The organism is Streptomyces sp. NPDC047853 (assembly GCF_043204535.1).
Lineage (GTDB): Bacteria > Actinomycetota > Actinomycetes > Streptomycetales > Streptomycetaceae > Streptomyces.
Map to the genome: position 1 here is coordinate 241548 of NZ_JBIDCI010000002.1, position 19324 is coordinate 260871.

The window sequence follows — 19324 nt, forward strand, 5'->3', positions numbered from 1 at the left end:
GGGACGACGGGACCGGCCCCGGCGCGCGGACCGCTCCGCAGGACGTCGTCCTGACCGTCACCGTTCACGCGCATCATCGGGGAGACACCTCCCCTCGCGCGGCGCGCCGGTCACGCGCCACGCTGACCCTCACCGGGGGCGAAGCCGGGGGCCGGCCGCCGAAACGCGGGGCAGGACGACGTGGTCGGAGTAAAGTGATCGCCGCTCCGGTCCCGCCGCACATCGAGGTCGCCATGGAATCGCCCGACGCCCCCTCGCGCGGTTACGCCGAGGTCCACGTCACCGCCGCCTCGCCCGACGCCGCCCGGCGTGTGGCGGAGGTCCTCCGTCATTGCTTCGCCGCCACCGAACAGCGCAGCTACCCGGCCGGCGACGGGGGCGGGACGCGCCTCGAACTCACCGTGGACACCACGCGCGCGGCGGAACCGGCCCGCTCGTGGCTGGAGTCCAGCCGCTGGACCGGGCACGCCGACAGGGAGCCCGAGCGGCGGGACTGAGGACCGACGAGGCCGCGCGGGGCTCCCACCGCCCCGACAGTGCCTCGCCTGCGACGGCCGTGTTGTGGAGCGGCCACGTCCGACGCTGAGCGAGCGACCGGACTCACCAGAACGAATCCGTCGCTTCCATGACGCGGATGTCACCGAGGTGCGGCGTCCACAAGCCCGGGTGTCCGCGAGCGGGCACCGGCCGGCTCAGGGGGCGCACCCTCGCGAACCTCCAGAGCCAGCCGTCACCCGATGAAGTCGCGTTGGCCCTGGAGCAGTCGACCAGGTGACCGACTCCGAAGACCAGACCGGAGTGGCGCGGCCAGGGTTGTCGGACGGTGACGGCGCGAAGGGCTGCTTCCCTCGCTCGGCGTTCTGTGCGACTGGGCATCGTGACGCCCTCCTGCCCTTCGAGAACCGTCGCGGACGGGAACAGCCGGTCCGGGCGCTGCTGTTGCACCGACCGGGGCACCGGCACCGCGGGGCACCACGTTGCCCGTCCCACCAGGAGCCGGGTCGCAGGGTCGCGGTGTGCCCGCCAGGCCAGTAGACCAAGACGTATCTCCTCAGGAGGACTGTTCCATGACCGACCGGCCCTTGACGCTCATGGCTGTGCACGCCCACCCCGACGACGAGGCCACCGGGACCGGAGGCGTCCTCGCGCGGTACGCGGCGGAAGGCATCCGCACGGTGCTCGTGACCTGTACCGACGGCGGTTGCGGGGACGGACCGGGGGGCGTCAAGCCGGGTGATCCCGGGCACGATCCGGCGGCGGTCGCCTCGATGCGCCGACGCGAACTCGAGGCGAGCTGCGAGGTGCTGAAGATCAGCGACCTGGAGACGCTGGACTACGCCGACTCCGGGATGATGGGCTGGCCCAGCAACGACGCCCCCGGGTCCTTCTGGCGGACCCCCGTCGAGGAGGGTGCCGCCCGGCTCGCGGAACTCATGCGGCACTACCGACCCGATGTGGTCGTCACCTACGACGAGAACGGCTTCTACGGTCATCCCGACCACATCCAGGCCCACCGCATCACGATGGCGGCGCTGGAGATGACCGGGCTGACACCGAAGGTGTACTGGACCACGATGCCCCGCTCGGAGATGCGGCGGTTCGGCGAGATCATGCGCGAGATCGATCCGGACATGCCCGAGCCGGATCCCGCCGAGGCCGCCGCGATGGCCGAGATCGGTCTCCCCGACGACGAGATCACCACGTGGGTGGACACCATCGCGTTCAGCGGGCAGAAGTTCGACGCGCTGGCCGCGCACGCCAGTCAGGGCGAGAACATCTTCTTCCTCAGGATGGGCAAGGAGAAGTTCGGCGAGCTGATGGGCACGGAGACCTTCGTACGGGTCCAGGACGCGACCGGTGCCGCCCTGCCCGAGAACGACCTCTTCGCCGGACTGCGCTGATCCGGACCTAGGGCAGTCGCCGCCGGGACCAGAGGGTGAGGTCGCTGCTGGTGGCGACGGCCAGGGTGAGGCCGGAGGGGGAGAACCCGGCGGCACGGAGCTCCGAGTACTCGGAGTGGAAGACGTGCCACCAGGTCTCGCCCGCCGGGCCTCCGCGGGTCCCGCCGGCCGCGGACAGGATGACGCGGTCGTGGGGCCATTCCGGGCTGACGACGTCCAGGGACCAGCCGTCGGGGGTGGTGCGGTGGAGGCCGCCGCCGAAGAGGCCGGCGATGCGGACCTGGGTGCCTTCGATCGGCCCGAGGCCGGGGCAGGAGAGCTCCGGGTGGGCGTCGGGGGTGCTGGTGTCGGGGTCGGGGTCCCGGTCGCGGGCGATCTTCTCGCCGGTGACCGCGTCGAAGAGCCCGTGGCCGTCGCTCGAGACGACCATGACGAGGTCGTGGCCGCGGTCGGGGTGGACGGCGAAGCCGATGCCGAGCAGGCCGCCGATGGGGGTTCGGCGGTCGAGTACCGTCCGCCACGGCTCCGGGGCCGGCATGACGGGGGCGGTGAGGTAGCGCTCGCGCAGCCGCTGCTGGTACTCGGTGATCAACTCGTCTCCTCGGGGTGACGTCGCGTCGAGGGTCGGTCGGGCAGCAGGTCGCCGCCCAGGGCCGACATGTTGTCCGGGTACTTCCCCCAGATCGTCCGTGATCGGTAACGGACGCATCCCCGGGGGGCCGTCCCTCGTCCTGCCAGGTGGATGGGACGACGGACCGGGTGAAGGCGGGGCGGACATGGCACGGCACGGCGGTGGGCGGGGCTGGTACGGCAAGGTGGTCGGGGCGGCGCTCGGGGTGACGGTGCTCGCCGTCGGCGCCTCGGTGTGGACGGCGCAGGCCGAGTCCGTGGGCGCCGCGTCCCCGGGGGCGACCGCGTCGGCCACGCCGGGCAGCGGCGTCCGGCCGGTCGACGTGACCATCGCACACGCCTCGGACGCGGGGGCGCGCGGCGTCAACATCACCATCGACGACGGCCCCGACCCCGCGTGGACGCCCCAGGTGCTCGACCTGCTGCGCGAGTACGGAGTGAAGGCCACCTTCTGCGTGACGGGGACGCAGGCGCAGGCCCACCCGCACCTCGTGAAGGACGTGGTGGCGGCCGGACACCGGCTGTGCGACCACACCGTGTCGCACGACACGGCCATGGACCGGAAGTCCGAGGCGTACCAGTCGCGGGAGATCCTCGACGCCGAACGCATGATCATCGAGGCGTCCGGGGGTGTGCGCCCGATGTACTACCGGGCTCCCGGCGGGGCCTTCACCCCGTACAGCCGCAAGCTGGCCGCCTCCCACGGGATGCGTCCGCTGGGCTGGAACGTGGACACCAAGGACTTCGAGCGGCCGGGTGCGGAAGCCATCGTCGCCACCGTCGAGCGGGAGTTGTCCAACGGGCCGACGCTCCTCTTCCACGACGCGGGCGGCGACCGCTCCCAGACGGTCGAGGCCCTGCGCCGCGTCCTCCCCTGGCTCCGGGACCAGGGCTACTCCTTCGGCTTCCCGGTGCGCTGAGCCCGGGGCGGCCCGAGTGGCTGGGGCGGCCGCCCCGCGCTCGGGGTCACCCGGGCTCGGCCACGGGTACCGCCTTCTCCGGCAGGTCGGCCTGGACCGGGGCGAGGGGCGGTAGCGAGCGCTGCGCCGGCACGACGGCCCGCGGCCGCCAGCCCCGGGTGGTCCGTACGTAGCCGTGGACCACCGAGGCCATCGCCAGCAGGAGCAGCGGCCCGAACAGCCACGGGCGCGCGGCCATCTCCGTCGACAGGTAGCGGGACGACAGCAGGAGCGCGGCGAAGACCACGGTCCCGTAGGACACCAGCCGGATCCCCGCGCGGTCCCAGCCCCGGTCGTACGTGCGCAGCGCCGCCTCGACGGTGACCGCGAAGACCACACCGGCGACGAGGTCGATGCCGTAGTGGTAGCCGAAGCCCAGCGTCGCCGCGAGCGTGGCCACCAGCCAGAACGTTCCTGCGTAACGGAGGATCCGCGGGCCCCCGCGGGAATGGATGAAGATCACGACGGCCCAGGCCGTGTGCAGGCTCGGCATGCAGTTCCGGGGGGTGATCTCGTCGTACGTCATCGACTGCGGGGGACCCGACGGCAGCGGCAGGTCCGGCCACAGGAGGGCCACCGCCCACTGCTCGCCGCCGGTGCCGAAGGCTCCGGTGCCGTAGGCGAAGACCGGTCCGACCACCGGGTAGATCATGTAGACGGCCGGTCCGAGGAGGCCGATCAGCAGGAAGGTGCGGACCAGGTGGTGCCTCGGGAAGCGGCGCTCGGCGGCCACCCGGCGCAACTGGTACAGGGCGACGACGACCGCGGCCACCGCGAGCTGGGTGTAGACCCAGTCGAGGACGTGGGCGCCGGCCGGGCCGGCGGCCTCGATGATCCGGCCCGCCAGCCAGGACGGGTCGCCCAGCGCGTGGTCCGCGGTCGCGACGTACTGGTCGAGCACCGCCGGGCGGGTCTTGGACGTGATCAGCAGCCAGGTGTCGCCCGTCTTGCGGCCGGCCACCAGCAGCAGGCCGAGACCGACGCCCTTGAGCAGCAGGAGGCGTTCCGGGCCGGTGCGCCGCGTGACGGCGAGGACCGCGCAGCCCAGCATCACCCACAGCGCGCCGTTGCCGAAGTGGGAGCCTTCGGTCACCTCGGCGTCGGCCGCCCAGCGCACCAGCGCGAAGACGACGTCGATGCCGATCGCGAGACCGGCCGCGACGAACCGTTGCCGCCAGGTCAGCACCACCATCATCAACGCCATGCTGGCGTAGAGGAGCGGCCCCGACTTGGGGGCGAAGACGACCTCTTTCGCCTGGGTGGTGATCGGTCCCGGCAGGCCGTAGCGACGGGCGGCGACCTCCAGCGCGACCAGGAAACCGAGGGTCACCACACCCGCCACGGCCCACAGTCCCGCCCGTGACCGAAGCTCAGCAGAAGGCTCGGTTCCGCTGGTTATTCGCGAAAACACCCGTGATGGCATGCGTCTCATTCTTTATTCGTTTTGCTCTTTTTGAGATGAATGATTCCAATTGCGGCTCATGCGTATTCTCCACCCACGGACCACTTCGGCGAAGAAGACGGAAGGATTACATATCGGGTTCCCGGCGCGTAAGTCGAGGTGAATACGGACTCCCCGTCAGCCGGCGGCCGGCGCCTGCGCCGCGGGCTCCCACACGAAGCCGTCCGGGTCGCTGAACGGGCCGTCGGCGCCGGACAGTACGAGCCGGTGGGAACCGGTGCCCTCGGGGGAGACGCCGGCCACCTTGGCGAGGCCGCGGCGCTTGTACAGGGACAGCTTGACGGCGCCCGTACCCGCGGCGAACTCGACGTACTTGCCGCCGAAGCTCTTCGCCACGGTGAGACCGCGCTCGACGTAGAACCGCTTGACGGCCTTCACGTCCTCGACCCCGAGGAGGAGCACGAGGTCGTCGACGTCCCGGGTGACCGGGCCGGTGTCCTTCTTCGCCGAGGTCGCGATCTGCCAGATGGTGCCGTCCGGGGCTCTCACGACGCCCCCGTAGCCCCACAGCGACCTCGAGGCGGGCTTGAGGGTGGTGGCACCGGCGTCCACGGCGGCGCCCATGAGCGCGTCGACGTTGCCGGGCTGGGACACCACGAGCGACAGCGTGAAGCCGCGGAACCCGGTCGAGGGGGCGTCGGAAGCCCGTACGCGCACCCGTGACGGGTCCAGCCCGAAGGCGTCGGAGTAGAAGCGGGCGGCGGCCTGGGGGTCGGCCACCTCGAGGACGACGGAGTCGATGGCGTTCATGTCCGCGACGTTAGGGGCGGTCGCGCCACCGGTGCTTCTCGAAAACCGACCGTCCGCGCGTCCGTACGGCCGACGTGGGCTTTGTCTCCCCAGGCCGGTACGCCGTCCGTGGCGCTCTCGACCTTCCCGGGGGGCGCCGACGGCCGCGCGGGAGGCCGTCCGGGGAGGTCATGGCGGTGCGGCGAGCCGGGGCGGGCGGCGATCCTGTGGTCGGTACGGAGCAATATCTGACGCCATCGCGTGAGAAACCAATGGCACGCCCGGGGAATATTCCTCATCCCGTCCGGTCGGTCCGTCCGGGGCAACTCTATTGCAAGCGACCGGGCGATCACGGCGTGCTAGTGTCGTGGGAAGTTGCAGTTGTGGTTGCCTGAAGGTGTTTTCCGACGGGGTGATCACGGCGACCCGGAGTCCACACAGGGTGAACTCCGAGCACCGTACCGAAGGAGAAACATGGCTTCCGGCACCGTAAAGTGGTTCAACGCGGAAAAGGGCTTCGGCTTCATCGAGCAGGACGGCGGCGGCCCCGACGTCTTCGCCCACTACTCGAACATCAACGCCCAGGGCTTCCGTGAGCTGCTCGAGGGCCAGAAGGTGACGTTCGACATCGCGCAGGGCCAGAAGGGCCCGACCGCCGAGAACATCACCCCGGCCTGACGCACACCACGCGCACGCGTACTTCGCAGCTGGGGCCCGCACCTTGGGGTGCGGGCCCCAGCTCGCCGCTTTTCCGGGCGCTGAGCGCCCCGCGGGGTTCTGATCTCCGTCCGGCGCATCGCCCCGCGCCTTTGAATTTCCCGTTCCCCTCGTTTCTCCCGGTCCGATCGGCACCTCACGCCGAGATCGACCGGGGCCGGCTCGTTCTTGCGATTCCCTGCGCTGCTCCTCCGCTGCGGGTCTCCCTTGATACGTGCCATATCAAGGAAGGTTCCGCATGAACCGCGTACGCACCAACGACCGCCGACGCTCGAGTGGCGGCGGCCCCCGCCGTTCCCAGACCTCGGGGCGCCGACCGGCCGCCCCGCAGGGCGAGTTCGCCCTGCCGAAGACGATCACCCCGGCGCTGCCCGCCGTCGAGTCCTTCGCCGAGCTCGACATGCCCGACCGGCTGCTGGCCGCCCTCGGCGCCGAGGGCGTGACCGCGCCGTTCCCGATCCAGGCGGCGACCCTGCCGAACTCCCTGGCCGGCCGCGACGTGCTCGGCCGCGGCCGCACCGGCTCGGGCAAGACGCTCGCCTTCGGCCTCGCCCTGCTGGCCCGTACGGCCGGCCGGCGCGCCGAGCCCAAGCGACCGCTCGCCCTCGTCCTGGTGCCCACCCGTGAGCTGGCCCAGCAGGTCACCGACGCGCTCGCCCCGTACGCCCGCTCCGTGGGCCTGCGGTCGGCCACCGTGGTCGGCGGCATGTCGATCGGCAGGCAGGCCGGCGCGCTGCGGGGCGGCGCCGAGGTCGTCGTCGCCACGCCCGGGCGGCTCAAGGACCTCATCGACCGCGGCGACTGCCGGCTGGACGACGTGACCATCACCGTCCTGGACGAGGCCGACCAGATGACCGACATGGGCTTCATGCCCCAGGTCACCGCGCTGCTCGACCAGGTCCAGGCCGACGGCCAGCGGATGCTGTTCTCGGCCACCCTGGACCGCAACGTCGACCGGCTGGTCCGCCGCTACCTGACGGACCCGGTGGTGCACTCCGTCGACCCGTCGGCCGGTGCCGTCACCACGATGGAGCACCACGTGCTGCACGTGCACGACGAGGACAAGCAGCGCGCGACGGTCGAGATCGCGGCCCGCGACGGCCGGGTGATCATGTTCCTGGACACCAAGCACCGGGTGGACCGGCTCGTGAAGCAGCTGCTGAAGAGCGGCGTGCGCGCGGCCGGCCTGCACGGCGGCAAGTCCCAGCCGCAGCGCACGCGGACGCTCGCCCAGTTCAAGGACGGGCACGTCACCGCGCTGGTGGCGACCAACGTCGCGGCACGCGGCATCCACGTCGACAACCTCGACCTGGTCGTCAACGTGGACCCGCCCAGCGACCACAAGGACTACCTGCACCGGGGCGGCCGCACCGCCCGCGCCGGCGAGTCCGGCAGCGTCGTCACGCTGGTGACGCCGGACCAGCGCCGCGACATGACGCGGCTGATGGCCTCGGCCGGCATCACCCCGCTGGTCACCCCGATCCGTTCGGGCGAGGGGGAGCTGGCCCGCATCACCGGGGCGCAGACCCCCTCCGGTGTCCCGGTCGTCATCACCGCACCGGTCGTGGAGCGCCCCCGGCGCGCCGCGTCCGGCGGGGGCTCCTCGTCCCGTGGCCGGCGCGGCCGCTCCGCGCAGGGCCGCACCGGTCAGGGCACCCCCACCCCCGCGCAGGGCCGCGGCGGCCAGGGCCGCAGCACCCAGGGCCGGCCCGCCGGCGAGGCCCCTCGCCGCAGGCCGCGGCACCAGTCCGCCGGTGGCTCGGCCGCCTGAACCCCAGCGAACAGCAACCCTCGTCCCCTCTCCCCTGTGGAGGCATCATGCGCTGTGTCATCGCCCGGTACCCGTTCGACCTCACCAAGGACGGGGTGCTGGACTCGATGAAGGGCATCACGCCCGAACCCGTCACGGGTGAGTCCGTGACCATCGGCCGCCGCCGCTACCCCGTCAAGCAGGTGGGCGAGGTCGTCACCCGGCAGGACCGCCGCGACTTCTCCGGCGGCGAGGTCACCCGGGCCATGGCGCGCCTCGGGTTCACCTGCCACGCGGCGCCCGACGCCACCCCGGCGCCCGCCGCCACGCCGGTGGAGACGGCGTCCGCGCTGCTCGGCGGCACGACGTCCCCGGACGCCTGAGAGACACCTGAGACACGCCTGAGAAGAGGGCGGGGCCACGAGCGCGAGCTGGTGACCCCGCCCTCTTTCCGTTCTCCGTCTTCCGTTCTCCGTCTTCCGTTCTCCGTTTCCGTTCTCCGTCAGGACAGTCCCGTGGCCCGGCCCTGGTCGTCCCACCGGACCTCCCGTTCGTGCCGGACGGCCTCGCGGTCGAGGGGCCCGAACACGTGCGGGAAGAGGGTGTCGCCGGGCACCCCCGGCGGTGGCGCGGGATCGGCCGCCTCCCAGACACACCTGGCGGTGAGCCGCCGCTCGTCGAGGGCCAGCGCCAGCAGCGGCCGGGGCGCGCCGCGGTAGAAGGCGTTGACCACGGCGAGCGTGGTCTCCTCGTCGGGCGAGCAGTGGACGAACCCGTCCTCGGCCAGGGAGGCGGGGGCGTACGGCCGGCCGGGGTCGGCGGCCCAGTCGGCGAGCGGCACCACGTGATAGATCATCGTTCCGTTGTAGCAGCGGTCGCGCCGCCGTCCCACGACGGCGTGGGCACGGTGCCCGGCGTGGCCGACCGCTCGGACGGAGCGGTGCTCGGCGCGGCCGTCGGCAGCGCCGGAGCCAAGGAGACGGACGCCTCCGGCGCCGGGCCGGGCGAGGAGTCGCGGGGCGGGGCCGGAGTCGGAGTCGGTGAGCCGGCCGGCGTGGGGGCGGCGGGGGCCGGGGCCAGCGGGACGGTGGGGCGGGCGGGTGCCGTCGGAGCCGCCCGGTACAGCGGAAGCGCGATGAGGGCGGCGGCAGCGGCGGTCGCGGCGGCACCGGCCGCGGTCCGCAGCAGGCGCCGGCGGGACGCCCCCCGGCGGATCGCCTCGTAGCGGCCGGGCGGCGGGCCCAGGCAGTCGGCGCCCGGACGCAGCACGACCAACAGCGGGTCGCCGTCGTCCCGTTCGAACCCCGGGTCGTCCGGGTCGTCGTCAAGGCGTGTGGTCAAGGCTTCTCCTCAAGTGGACGCGGAGCAGTTCGCGGGCCGCGTGCAGATCGGCCTTGACGGTCCCTTCCTTGCGCCCGGTCAGCACGGACACCTCCCGGATCGGCATGTCAGCGTAGTAGTGCAGGAGGATCGGCACGCGCAGCCGCTCGGGCAGGGACTGCACCAGCATCCGCACCGAGGGGTCGGACTGCTCGGGGTGAGGGCGCACGGCGACCTCCGCGGTGACCCGGCGCACCGCCCGCCGCTCGCGCTCCAGCTTGCGCCAGTGGTCGCGGACCAGGTTGGCGGCGGTGACGTAGAGGAAGCCGCGCGGTTCCTCCACGGACGTCCAGCGGGCCCAGAGCCGGGTGAACGCCTCGGAGGCGATCTCGTGGGCCGTCTCGTCGTCGTCGACGAGACGGCGGCACCAGCCGGCGAGGCGTGGGTACAGGGCGGCGAACAGTTCGGAAGCCGCCCTGTCACGGGACCGTTTCAACGCTCTCCAGGGTGGTGAGGGGCTGCGGTGCGCACGGACGGTCAGGAGCGCGCGCCGGAAGCCGGGTTGAGCTCGGCGAAGGCGATCACGTTGTCCCGGTACTCCTCGCCGACGCGCGGTCCGCCGCAGGTGATGAGGCGCAACTCCGGTCCGTCCACGTCCCCGTAGACGTCCCGCGTCGGGAAGTCGGCCTTCGGCACCGTCCGTACGGTGGTGACCGTGAACCGGGCCGTCGTGCCGTTCTCCAGGCGTGCCTCGATCCGATCGCCCCGGTGCAGACGCGCGAGGTGCCGGAAGACGCCGTCCCCGTGGGTGCCGACCGTGACGTGGCCGAGGACGACCGACGGCCCCACCTGACCCGGGGTCGGCGAATGCCGGTACCAGCCCGCGCGGTCGTCGGCCGTGACCGGCGGGACCTCCACCGTGCCGTCCGCCGCCAGACCCAGCCGCATCACCGGTGTGTCGACGCCGATGGCCGGGATGCGCAGGCCGACGGGGACCGAGCGCTCCAGGGGCCGCGCCGGCTCGCCGGCGGGACGCGCGGGCGGCGCCGTGGTCGCGGAACGGGCGGGCGCGGCCCCCTCGTCGCCCGGCCCGGCGGCGCAGCCCGCGAGGGCCACGGCCAGCACGGCGGTGGCGAGGGCGCGCCCGGGCCGGGTCGTCATGCCCGGGTCGCCGCCCGCCGACGGCGTACGACGAGGAGGGCGGCGCCGCCCGCGGCGAGCGCGGCACCGGCGCCCGCGGCGAGCGCCCCGTCGCCGGCTGCGGAGGGGGCCGGTGCGGCGACGCCGGTGTCGGGCGCGCCCTCGGGCACGGTGGAGACCTGGCCGTCGGCCGGTGCCTCGGTCGGCTCGGCCGCCGGAGCCGGTGAGCTGACGGAGGGCGACGGTGCCTCGCTCGGCTCGGTGCCGGGGCTCGGGGTGGCGGACGCGGGGGCGGCGGGGGCCGGGGTGGGGTCGTCGGCGAACGCGGGCGCGGTGCCGGCCAGGACGGCGGTGCACGCCAGGGCCACGGCGCTGAGGATGGTGCGGCGCATGGGGTCGCTCTCTCTCGTCGGATTCCGGGTGCGCGGAGTCGCGCGGGTGGTGGATCGGACGGAGAGACGAGGCGGCGGCGGGACGGGTTGCAAAGAGATGGCAAAGCCGTCCCCGCAGGGACGGATGCGGGGGGCCGTCCCGCGGGGGCGGGTGCGGGGCGGGGCTGTCCCGCAGGGGCGGGTGCGGGGCGGGGCACAGGAGCCCCGGGCGGGTGGCCGCCGCCTCATGACGAAGCAGGGCCCGCACCGTGCGGTGCGGGCCCTGCTCAGTGATGCGTGATGCGCGCGCGTTACGCGGGAACGATGTTCTCCGCCTGCGGGCCCTTCTGGCCCTGCGTGACGTCGAAGTTGACGCGCTGGCCCTCCTGGAGCTCACGGAAGCCCTGGGTGGCGATGTTCGAGTAGTGGGCGAAGACGTCGGCGCCGCCGCCGTCCTGCGCGATGAAACCGAAGCCCTTTTCGGCGTTGAACCACTTCACGGTACCGGAAGCCATGCTTTTACTCCTAGGCAGTGTTGAGGCCCGCACTTCGCGGGCCTTCACATCGCTGCGGCGATCACCTGCCCGGAAAACCGGTAACACAAATGGCAACCACAACTGCAACTGACGTCCAGCCTAGCACGTATTGAATCGCCACCGCCGGAAATGAAACGCCGGGAGATTTCGACACGGAATGTTTTTCCGGCGTCCGGCGAATATCTGTTTCATCGGGGTCAGTTTTTCACTCGTCGCGCCGCTCGGCCTCGCGGCGCAGCTCCTCGTTCATGCGCAGCGCCACCTCCAGGTCGTCCTCCAGGCGGACGATGCGGCAGGCGGCCTCGATGGGCGTTCCCTGGTCCACCAGTTCACGGGCGCGCGCCGCGCGGCGCAGTTGCCGACGCGAGTAACGGCGGTGCCCGCCCTGCGAACGCGTCGGACTGACCAGACCCGCCTCACCGAGAGCGCGGAGGAAACCGGGCGTGGCGCCGATCAGCTCGGCCGCCCGGCCCATGGTGTACGCCGGGTACTGGTCGTCGTCGAGCCGGTCGGCGGCCTGCGGCCGACCTGCGGCGTTCAGCCTGCTCTCCGGGGTCATGCATGCCTTCCCGCGGACCGCATCGGACACGGGCCGCCACGGGGGACCGGTATCCCCCACACCCGAACTCTAGTCGCGCCTGCCGGAAAGCTGCCGCGGCGAACGTACATCCGGGGGCACGTCGGGCCGACCCGGCCGTCCGGACCCAGCGTCAGGCGGGGGTGGTCGTCCAGCGGCGGAGCAGTGCCAGGCGCTCGTCGCCGGTCGGGGCGGCCGCGCCGAAGTGGTCACGACGCCAGGTGAGGAGGTCGTCCACGGGGGTGTCGCCGTCGACGAGCCGGGTCAGCAGGGTGCGGGAGAGCCGGTACTCCTCCGGGGTGTGGATGCCGCCGGTGGCGGCGGCCAGGGCGCTCGCCTCGACCGTGCCGTCGGTCTCGGTCACCACCTCGACGGTGAACGCCGGGGGCTGGTCGCCGTCGCCGCTGATCAGCACGAGGGCGGAGTCGAACGCCATGGAGAGCAGGCGGCGCGCGGCGGACCGCACGGCGACGTCCCGCACGTCGATCTCCCGGATCTCGTCCCAGCCCCAGCCGCGGCCGCCCTGTCCGCGTCCCAGGGTCTCGACCCCGTCCTTGGTCAGCCGCACGCCCGGCGCGGTGCCGGTGGGCTCGGCCCCCACGTACACGCAGTCCTCGGTGATCCAGAACAGGCCGACCATGGCCATGAGCGCCTCCCCCAGCGGTGTCACCGGGGGAGACGACCGCGGGCACCCGGGAGTTCCCGGGTGCCCGCGTGTCCTTGGCCCGGGTCAGGTCACGACGTGACCGCGGCCGGGCCCACCAGCTCGGTCAGGACGTCCTCCATCGTCACGAAGCCCAGCACGGCGCCCGTCTCGCCGGTGACCGCGGCCAGGTGGCTGTCCTCGGCGCGCAGGGCGGTGAGGGTGTCGTCCAGCGGGGTGTCGATGCGGACCTGCGTGACGCGGTGCAGCGCCGCGCGCGGGAAGGGCGCCTCCCGGTCGGTGCGGCCCAGCGTGTCCTTGATGTGCAGGTAGCCGAGGACGGCGTTGCCCGGGCCGGTCACCGGGAAGCGGGAGAAGCCCGCCTCGGCGGCCAGGCGCTCCAGCTCGGCCGGGGTGACCGTGTGGGTGACCGTGCGCATCTTCTGGGCCGGGACCAGGATCTCGCCGACCGGGCGGGTGCCCAGCTCCAGCGCGTCGCGCAGCCGCTCGCCGTCGGCCGGGGTGAGCAGTCCGGCCTCGCTGGCGTCCACCACCATGCGGGCGAGCTGGTCGTCGGTGAAGACGGCGTCGACCTCGTCCTTCGGCTCCACCCGGAGCAGCTTGAGCAGGGTGTTGGCGAAGGCGTTGATGCCGAAGACGAACGGCTTGAGCGCGCGGGTCAGGGCGACCAGCGGCGGACCGAGGACCATCGCCGTGGTCGCCGGGGCGGCCAGCGCGATGTTCTTCGGGATCATCTCGCCGATCAGCATGTGCAGGTACGTCGCCAGGGCCAGCGCGATCGCGAAGGCGATCGGGTGGACCAGCGCGTGCGGCATGTGCACCGCCTCGAACACCGGCTCCATCAGGTGCGCGATGGCCGGTTCCGCGACCGCGCCGAGCACCAGCGAGGAGACGGTGATGCCCAGCTGGGCGGTGGCCATCATCGCGGAGATGTGTTCCAGGCCCCACAGGGTCATCCGGGCGCGCTTGTCGCCCGTCTTCGCGCGCGGCTCGATCTGGCTGCGGCGTACGGAGATCATGGCGAACTCGGCGCCGACGAAGAACGCGTTGGTGATCAGGGTCAGCGCGCCGATGAAGAGCTGTACGGCGGTCATCGGGCCACCTCCGGCTCACGGTCGGCCGACGGGACCGACGCGGGCGCGGTGACCCGCAGGCGGTCGGCGCGGTGGTGCTCGACGTCGAGGACGTCCAGGCGCCAGCCGTCCAGGTCGATGACGTCGCCCTTGGCCGGGATGCGCGCCAGGTGGGTGGCGACCAGGCCGGCCAGGGTCTCGTACGGCCCGTCCGGGGCGGTGAGGCCGATCCGGGCGAGCCGGTCCAGGCGGAGCGAGCCGTCGGCCTCCCAGGCCGCGCGGCCGTCGGACTCCGCGGGAGCGGGCAGCAGGTCCGGTATCTCGACCGGGTCGTGCTCGTCGCGGACCTCGCCGACGACCTCCTCCACGATGTCCTCGACGGTCGCCACGCCCGCGGTGCCGCCGTACTCGTCGATGACGACGGCCATGGTGCGGGTGGAGCGCATGCGCTCCAGGAGGCGGTCGGCGGGCAGGCTGTCCGGCACCAGCAGCGGCGCGGTGGCCAGCTCGGTGACGGGGGTGGCGGCACGCCGGTCCGGCTCCAGGGCCAGCACGTCGCGGATGTGCACGGTGCCGACGACCTCGTCGAGGCTGTCCCGGTAGACCGGGAAGCGGGAGAGGCCGGTGGCGTGCGAGAGGTTCGCGGCGTCGGCGGCGGTGGCGTGGGTCTCCAGCGCCTTGACGTCCACGCGCGGGGTCATGACGTTCTCCGCGGTCAGCTCGCTCAGGTGCAGGGTGCGCACGAACAGCTCGGCGGAGTCCGCCTCCAGGGCGCCCTCGGCGGCCGAGTGCTGGGCGAGGGCGACGAGTTCCTCGGGGCTGCGGGCGGACGCCAGCTCCTCGGCCGGTTCCAGGCCGAAGCGGCGTACGAAGCGGTTCGCCGTGTTGTTCAGGTGCCGGATGAAGGGGCCGAAGGCGGTGGTGAAGCCGCGCTGCGGGCCCGCGACGACCTTCGCGACGGCCAGCGGGCGGGAGATCGCCCAGTTCTTCGGGACCAGCTCGCCGACGACCATCAGCACGACGGTGGACAGGACCACGCCGAGCACGGTCGCCACCGTCGAGGCGGCACCGCCCAGGCCGATGTCCGTCAGCGGGCCGCGCAGCAGCACGGCGATCGACGGTTCGGCCAGCATGCCGATGACCAGGGAGGTCACGGTGATGCCGAGCTGGGCGCCGGAGAGCTGGAGGGTCAGGGACCGGACGGCCTTCAGGGCGCCGTCGGCACCGCGCTCGCCCGACTCCGCCGCACGCTCCAGGTCACCGCGCTCGACGGTGGTGAGGGAGAACTCGGCGGCGACGAAGACGGCGCAGGCCAGGGTGAGCAGGAGGGCCAGCAGGAGCAGCAGGACCTCGGTCACCGTGCCACCCCGCTTCCCTCACGCGTGTACCGGGGGAACTGCGGGCCGGCCGTGGCACGGCCGGTACTGGGAGGCTCCATTACGGAACGGGACTCCTTAACGGGGTCGGCGGGCGCCGGTACCTGCCGGGCGCCCGAGGGTTCTTTCTCATGGTAAAGGACGAGCAAAACGACAGGGAGTCCTCGGACCCCTAAGCTTCTACTCGCCTGTAGAGAACAGTCGGATGCCTCCGGTTGTTCCCCGCATGGACGTTCCCCACACCGACGTGAAGGAGTGCACGCCTCGATGGTGTTCAAGCGGCCGCCCGGTCCCCTCGGCGTGGGCGGGCCCACGGCCGTCCCGGTCCTCGATCCGGGCACCGTCCGGCCGGGGGGCGTGCTGTCGGGCCGGGTCGACCTCGTCGGCGGCACCGCCGGCCAGGACGTCGAGCACGTCGCGCTGGAGCTGGTGGCCCACGTCGGGGACGGGCCCGCCGAGGCCGGCGACGAGGACGGGGGCCGGGGCCCCGGGGGTGCGGTCGTGTTCGAGCACCGCGTCGTCGGCGGGCCCTTCCGGGCAGCCGCGGGCGAGCGGTGCGGCGTGCCCTTCTCGCTGCCGCTGCCCTGGGAGACGCCGGTCACCGGGTCGCACGGCCGGCACCCGGGCGCGGCGCTCGGCGTGCGCGCCGAGCTGGTGGTCGCCGGTGCCGCGGACACGGGTGACCCGGTCCCGCTGGCCGTGGCGCCCCTGCCGGCCCAGGAGGCCGTCCTGGAGGCCCTCGGGCGGCTCGGCTTCGACGTGCGCTCCGCCGGCCTGGAGCACGGCCGCGTCGGCGGCACCGGGCAGCGGCTGCCCTTCCGCCACAAGATCGAGCTGGCCGCGCCCCGGGGCCACGCCGAGATCGAGGAGGTCGAGCTGACCTTCCTCGCGGTGCCCGGCGCCCTGGAGGTGGTGCTGGAGGCGGACAAGCGCGGCGGCGCGCGCTCCGGCGGCCACGACGCCCTCAGCCGGTTCACCGTCCCGCACGACGGGCCGGCCGGGTCGCGGAGCTGGACCACCCTGGTCGACGGCTGGATCCGGGAGCTGGTCGAGCACCGGGCGTCGTACGAATTCCAGGCCGTGTACGGCCATGGACCCGGGCAGCCGTCCGCGGCGCGGACCCGGTGACCCGGCGGGCTGGTAACTTCTACAGATGTGTAGAGGGACTGGATCCCTCCTCCCGCTGATCCCTCCTCCCGACCCGTACGGAGTGCTCATGGCCCTGTGGGACCGCTTCAAGGAGTCCGCGTCGCAGATGCAGACGCAGCTCGTGGCGAAGAAGAACGACCTCAAGAGCGGCGCCTTCCGCGACGCGAGCATGGCGATGTGCGCGCTGGTCGCCGCGGCCGACGGCAGCGTCGACGCGTCGGAGCGGCGGCGGGTGGCCCAGCTGATCTCGACCAACGAAGTGCTGGGGAACTTCCCCGCCGACGATCTGCGCCGCCGCTTCGAGGACTGCCTGGACCAGCTCACCGCCGACTTCGCCTTCGGGAAGGTCGGCATCCTCCAGGAGATCGCCAAGGCGAGGAAGAAGCCCGCCGAGGCACGGGCGGTGGTGCAGATCGGGATCGTGATCGGCGGCGCCGACGGCGACTTCGACAAGGACGAGCGGGCCGTCGTCCGCGAGGCCTGCTTCGCGCTGGGGCTGCCGCCGCACGAGTTCGACCTCTGACGTGCGCCGGCCGTGCCGTAGATTCCGTGGGGGCCCGTGCCGCGGGCCCGACCGTACGTCCACCAGGGAAGTGCCGTGTTCGGACTGAGCGAGCTCGCGATCATCCTCATCGTCGTCATAGCCGTCCTCGCCGCCAGGAAGCTCCCCGAGCTGACGCGCTCGGCGGGCAAGTCGGCCCGCATCCTCAAGGCCGAGGCCAGGGAGATGAAGGACGCGGAGCGGGCACCGGAGCGGGACGGTGAGGGCCCCCGGGTCATCCGGGGCGAGGCGGTGCGGCGCGAGGACACCGGGGGCGGCCGGGACGGCCGGGCCACCGGGGACGGCGGTCCGGCGGCCGGAGAGCGGGGCGGCCCGCGGGCGTGACGGCATCCGTCCGCCCGTCAGCCCGCTAGCCCCCGTCAGCCCGTCAGCCCGTCAGCGCACGAACCTCACGCGTCGGTCTCCCCGTCGCCGCCCCGGGTGCGGTGCGGGCCCAGCTCGCGCAGGGCGTCGCCGAGTGCGGCGGCGGTGAGCGCCGGTGCGGGCAGGGGCTGTGCGGCCGGTGCGGTGCGCAGCCCGGCGAGGAGCAGGGCGAGGGGGCGGCGCCAGGCGTCCGGGGCCGTCGCGGCGGTCAGGGCGGGGACGGCACGACCGAGGGCCGCGAGCGCGAACAGCGCGTCCTCGGTGGTGACGTCGGGGCGGACGGTCCCCTCGTCGCGGCAGCGGGACAGCAGTGAGTCCACGGTCCGGCGGTTGTGCTCGTGCACGGCCTCCAGGCTGTCGACGCCCCGCAGTCGCGTGGTCATGAGGTCGTTGGTGCCGCGGTCGGCGGCCAGGGTGGCGAAGACGACCTCCAGGTAGGCGGTGAGGCCCGCCCACGCGTCCGACGCCTTCCTGGCCCGCTCACCGGCGTCCATCGTGCCCGTCAGCGAGTCCCGGAACACGGCGTCCACGAGCGCGGCGCGGGTGGGGAAGTGGCGGTAGAGCGTCGCGTTGCCGACCCCCGCCCGGCGGGCGATCACGTCCAGCGGCGCGTCCAGCCCCTGCTCGGTGAACACCTCGTGGGCCGCCCCCAGCAGAAGCTCCCGGTTGCGCCGCGCGTCGCGTCGCTGCCGGGGAGCTCCGTCGTGTGCGCCGCCGGTCATCCTCACGCTCCTGATCCCACGGGTCCGGTGAACCGGGGACTGCTCCCCGCGCTCCGGGTGCCGATGCTATCGTCGGGGCCACAAACGGGGAGTACTCCCCGTTTGACAGGACCGGGAGGCCCCATGACCGCGCCGCCCCTCGACGAACCGGCACCCGCGGGACACGACCCGGAGGCCGACCCGTACGCCGTCCTCGCCGCCCTGCGGGCCGAGGGCGCCGTGCACCGGGTCCTGGTACCGGGGAGCGGGGAGAGCTGGCTGGTCGTGACGCGCGACGCGGCACGGGCCGCGCTCACCGATCCGCGCCTGCGCAACGACATCCGGCACTCCGCTTCCTGGCACACCGACGGCGGGCACGCCATCGGCCGCAACATGGTGCAGAGCGACCCTCCGCAGCACACCCGGCTGCGCCGGCTCGTGGCGGGCCACTTCACGCCGGGCCGGATCGCCGCCCTGCGCCCCCGCGTCGAGCGCGTCGCGGACGCGCTGCTGGACGCGCTGCCGCGACGGGGCACGGCGGACCTGGTCGCCCGGTACGCGCTGCCACTGCCCGTCACGGTGATCTGCGACCTGCTGGGCGTCCCGGAGGCCGACCGGGGAGGCTTCCACGCCTGGTCGCACGAGCTGGTCGTGCCCAGCTCCGCGGAGGCGGCGTCGGCGGCGGCCGGCGAACTGACCGGCTACCTCACCGATCTGACCGGCCGCAAGCGCCGCACCCCGGACGACACGCTGCTCGGCGATCTGGTCGTCGCCGCGGACAGCGGTGGCCTCACGGCCGAGGAACTGCTCGGCATGGCCTTCCTCATCCTCGTCGCCGGACACGAGACGACCGTCGACCTGGTCTCCGCCACCGTCCACAGCCTCCTCACCCACCCCGACCAGCTCGACCGGCTGCGGGCCGACCCGGGCCTGACGGAGGGCGCCGTCGAGGAGTCGCTGCGGTTCAACTCCCCGGTCCACTCGGCCGCGTTCCGGTTCGCCGCCGAGCCCCTGGAGCTGGCGGGCACCCGGATCGCGGCCGGCGACTCGGTGCTCGTCTCCCTCGCCGCCGCCTCCCGCGACCCCGGCCACTTCCCCGACCCCGACCGCTTCGACATCGGCCGCCGGGCCGCGGGCCACCTCGGTTTCGGGCACGGCCTCCACCACTGCCTCGGCGCCCCGCTGGCCCGCGTCGAAGCCGCCGTCGCCGTACGGCTGCTCCTGCGGCGGCACCCCTCGCTCGCCCTGGCCACCGACCCGGCGACGCTCACCTGGCGCACCGGCACCCTGCTGCGGGGCCTGGCGGAACTGCCGGTGCGCCTCGGCTGAGACACGCGGCGGCCG

The 19324-nt window shown here is 73.4% G+C and carries 24 protein-coding genes; 10 read left to right on the top strand and 14 right to left on the bottom strand.

Annotated features, from left to right (window positions below; all coding sequences use genetic code 11):
• The first annotated feature begins 233 nt into the window (after positions 1 to 233).
• Positions 234 to 497 carry a hypothetical protein gene (locus tag ACGF5T_RS05075; protein ID WP_356602993.1) on the top strand — a complete coding sequence of 88 codons (264 nt, stop codon included), beginning with the start codon at positions 234 to 236 and terminating at the stop codon, positions 495 to 497.
• Between the two features lie 570 nt (positions 498 to 1067).
• Positions 1068 to 1901, top strand: coding sequence for a PIG-L family deacetylase (locus ACGF5T_RS05080; RefSeq protein ID WP_361012095.1), 834 nt, complete (start codon positions 1068 to 1070; stop codon positions 1899 to 1901).
• Between the two features lie 7 nt (positions 1902 to 1908).
• On the opposite strand, the gene ACGF5T_RS05085 is transcribed toward ACGF5T_RS05080, so the two are convergent.
• Positions 1909 to 2493, bottom strand: a complete 585-nt coding sequence (locus tag ACGF5T_RS05085) for a hypothetical protein (RefSeq protein ID WP_366766490.1) — start codon at positions 2491 to 2493, stop codon at positions 1909 to 1911.
• 184 nt (positions 2494 to 2677) lie between these two features.
• Between ACGF5T_RS05085 and ACGF5T_RS05090 the strand changes: the two genes are divergently transcribed.
• On the top strand, positions 2678 to 3451 hold the full coding sequence (locus ACGF5T_RS05090; protein ID WP_366766491.1) for a polysaccharide deacetylase family protein: 774 nt from the start codon (positions 2678 to 2680) through the stop codon (positions 3449 to 3451).
• Positions 3452 to 3497: 46 nt separating this feature from the next.
• Here the strand turns inward: ACGF5T_RS05090 and ACGF5T_RS05095 are convergent, their stop codons facing one another.
• Both ACGF5T_RS05095 and ACGF5T_RS05100 read right to left on the bottom strand, forming a co-directional pair.
• Positions 3498 to 4832, bottom strand: coding sequence for a phosphatase PAP2 family protein (locus ACGF5T_RS05095; RefSeq protein WP_356602415.1), 1335 nt, complete (start codon positions 4830 to 4832; stop codon positions 3498 to 3500).
• Between the two features lie 237 nt (positions 4833 to 5069).
• Positions 5070 to 5702 carry a glyoxalase gene (locus tag ACGF5T_RS05100; protein WP_356602417.1) on the bottom strand — a complete coding sequence of 211 codons (633 nt, stop codon included), beginning with the start codon at positions 5700 to 5702 and terminating at the stop codon, positions 5070 to 5072.
• A 453-nt stretch (positions 5703 to 6155) separates the two neighbouring features.
• On the opposite strand from ACGF5T_RS05100, the gene ACGF5T_RS05105 reads away from it, so the two are divergent.
• The 3 genes from ACGF5T_RS05105 (at position 6156) to ACGF5T_RS05115 (ending at position 8531) form a co-directional block, all read left to right on the top strand.
• Entirely contained in the window at positions 6156 to 6359 is a 204-nt protein-coding gene (locus tag ACGF5T_RS05105; protein WP_003975209.1) for a cold-shock protein, read from the top strand.
• A 277-nt stretch (positions 6360 to 6636) separates the two neighbouring features.
• Positions 6637 to 8169 (top strand): DEAD/DEAH box helicase, encoded by a 1533-nt coding sequence (locus ACGF5T_RS05110; protein ID WP_356602420.1) that lies wholly within the window; start codon positions 6637 to 6639, stop codon positions 8167 to 8169.
• 47 nt (positions 8170 to 8216) lie between these two features.
• Positions 8217 to 8531: an SCO5918 family protein gene (locus ACGF5T_RS05115; RefSeq protein WP_356602422.1), complete on the top strand. Its 315-nt coding sequence runs from the start codon at positions 8217 to 8219 to the stop codon at positions 8529 to 8531.
• Between the two features lie 119 nt (positions 8532 to 8650).
• Here ACGF5T_RS05115 and ACGF5T_RS05120 read toward each other — a convergent pair whose 3' ends face one another.
• The 10 genes from ACGF5T_RS05120 to ACGF5T_RS05165 form a co-directional block, all read right to left on the bottom strand.
• Positions 8651 to 9004, bottom strand: a complete 354-nt coding sequence (locus ACGF5T_RS05120; protein WP_366766492.1) for a DUF952 domain-containing protein — start codon at positions 9002 to 9004, stop codon at positions 8651 to 8653.
• The gene (locus ACGF5T_RS05125; RefSeq protein WP_361012112.1) at positions 9001 to 9489 is read right to left on the bottom strand and encodes a hypothetical protein; all 489 of its coding nucleotides are present in this window, start codon (positions 9487 to 9489) and stop codon (positions 9001 to 9003) included. The genes ACGF5T_RS05120 and ACGF5T_RS05125 overlap by 4 nt, the downstream gene beginning before the upstream one ends.
• Positions 9473 to 9964: an RNA polymerase sigma factor gene (locus tag ACGF5T_RS05130; protein ID WP_053134308.1), complete on the bottom strand. Its 492-nt coding sequence runs from the start codon at positions 9962 to 9964 to the stop codon at positions 9473 to 9475. Before ACGF5T_RS05130 ends, ACGF5T_RS05125 begins: the two co-directional genes overlap by 17 nt.
• A gap of 41 nt (positions 9965 to 10005) precedes the next feature.
• Complete coding sequence (locus tag ACGF5T_RS05135; protein ID WP_361012115.1) at positions 10006 to 10629, bottom strand: class F sortase; 624 nt, start codon at positions 10627 to 10629, stop codon at positions 10006 to 10008.
• Positions 10626 to 11000 (bottom strand): sortase-dependent protein, encoded by a 375-nt coding sequence (locus ACGF5T_RS05140; protein WP_361012117.1) that lies wholly within the window; start codon positions 10998 to 11000, stop codon positions 10626 to 10628. Before ACGF5T_RS05140 ends, ACGF5T_RS05135 begins: the two co-directional genes overlap by 4 nt.
• A gap of 290 nt (positions 11001 to 11290) precedes the next feature.
• Positions 11291 to 11494 (bottom strand): cold-shock protein, encoded by a 204-nt coding sequence (locus ACGF5T_RS05145; protein WP_003975194.1) that lies wholly within the window; start codon positions 11492 to 11494, stop codon positions 11291 to 11293.
• Positions 11495 to 11720: 226 nt separating this feature from the next.
• The gene (locus ACGF5T_RS05150) at positions 11721 to 12074 is read right to left on the bottom strand and encodes a MerR family transcriptional regulator (protein WP_356602432.1); all 354 of its coding nucleotides are present in this window, start codon (positions 12072 to 12074) and stop codon (positions 11721 to 11723) included.
• A gap of 151 nt (positions 12075 to 12225) precedes the next feature.
• Positions 12226 to 12738: a hypothetical protein gene (locus tag ACGF5T_RS05155; RefSeq protein WP_366766493.1), complete on the bottom strand. Its 513-nt coding sequence runs from the start codon at positions 12736 to 12738 to the stop codon at positions 12226 to 12228.
• A gap of 89 nt (positions 12739 to 12827) precedes the next feature.
• Positions 12828 to 13850, bottom strand: coding sequence for a hemolysin family protein (locus tag ACGF5T_RS05160; protein ID WP_356602436.1), 1023 nt, complete (start codon positions 13848 to 13850; stop codon positions 12828 to 12830).
• Positions 13847 to 15187, bottom strand: coding sequence for a hemolysin family protein (locus ACGF5T_RS05165; RefSeq protein ID WP_361012124.1), 1341 nt, complete (start codon positions 15185 to 15187; stop codon positions 13847 to 13849). The genes ACGF5T_RS05160 and ACGF5T_RS05165 overlap by 4 nt, the downstream gene beginning before the upstream one ends.
• A 285-nt stretch (positions 15188 to 15472) precedes the next feature.
• On the opposite strand from ACGF5T_RS05165, the gene ACGF5T_RS05170 reads away from it, so the two are divergent.
• The 3 genes from ACGF5T_RS05170 to ACGF5T_RS05180 all read left to right on the top strand — a co-directional run bounded on the left by ACGF5T_RS05170 (position 15473) and on the right by ACGF5T_RS05180 (position 17240).
• Positions 15473 to 16333 carry a sporulation protein gene (locus ACGF5T_RS05170; RefSeq protein WP_361012127.1) on the top strand — a complete coding sequence of 287 codons (861 nt, stop codon included), beginning with the start codon at positions 15473 to 15475 and terminating at the stop codon, positions 16331 to 16333.
• An 88-nt stretch (positions 16334 to 16421) separates the two neighbouring features.
• Positions 16422 to 16877, top strand: coding sequence for a tellurite resistance TerB family protein (locus ACGF5T_RS05175; RefSeq protein ID WP_356602442.1), 456 nt, complete (start codon positions 16422 to 16424; stop codon positions 16875 to 16877).
• 75 nt (positions 16878 to 16952) lie between these two features.
• Positions 16953 to 17240 carry a twin-arginine translocase TatA/TatE family subunit gene (locus tag ACGF5T_RS05180; RefSeq protein WP_356602444.1) on the top strand — a complete coding sequence of 96 codons (288 nt, stop codon included), beginning with the start codon at positions 16953 to 16955 and terminating at the stop codon, positions 17238 to 17240.
• Positions 17241 to 17305: 65 nt separating this feature from the next.
• Here the strand turns inward: ACGF5T_RS05180 and ACGF5T_RS05185 are convergent, their stop codons facing one another.
• On the bottom strand, positions 17306 to 18001 hold the full coding sequence (locus tag ACGF5T_RS05185) for a helix-turn-helix domain-containing protein (RefSeq protein WP_356602446.1): 696 nt from the start codon (positions 17999 to 18001) through the stop codon (positions 17306 to 17308).
• A 123-nt stretch (positions 18002 to 18124) separates the two neighbouring features.
• On the opposite strand from ACGF5T_RS05185, the gene ACGF5T_RS05190 reads away from it, so the two are divergent.
• A complete protein-coding gene (locus tag ACGF5T_RS05190; protein WP_356602448.1) occupies positions 18125 to 19309 on the top strand; it encodes a cytochrome P450 in 1185 nt (394 codons plus the stop codon).
• Positions 19310 to 19324: the final 15 nt, after the last annotated feature.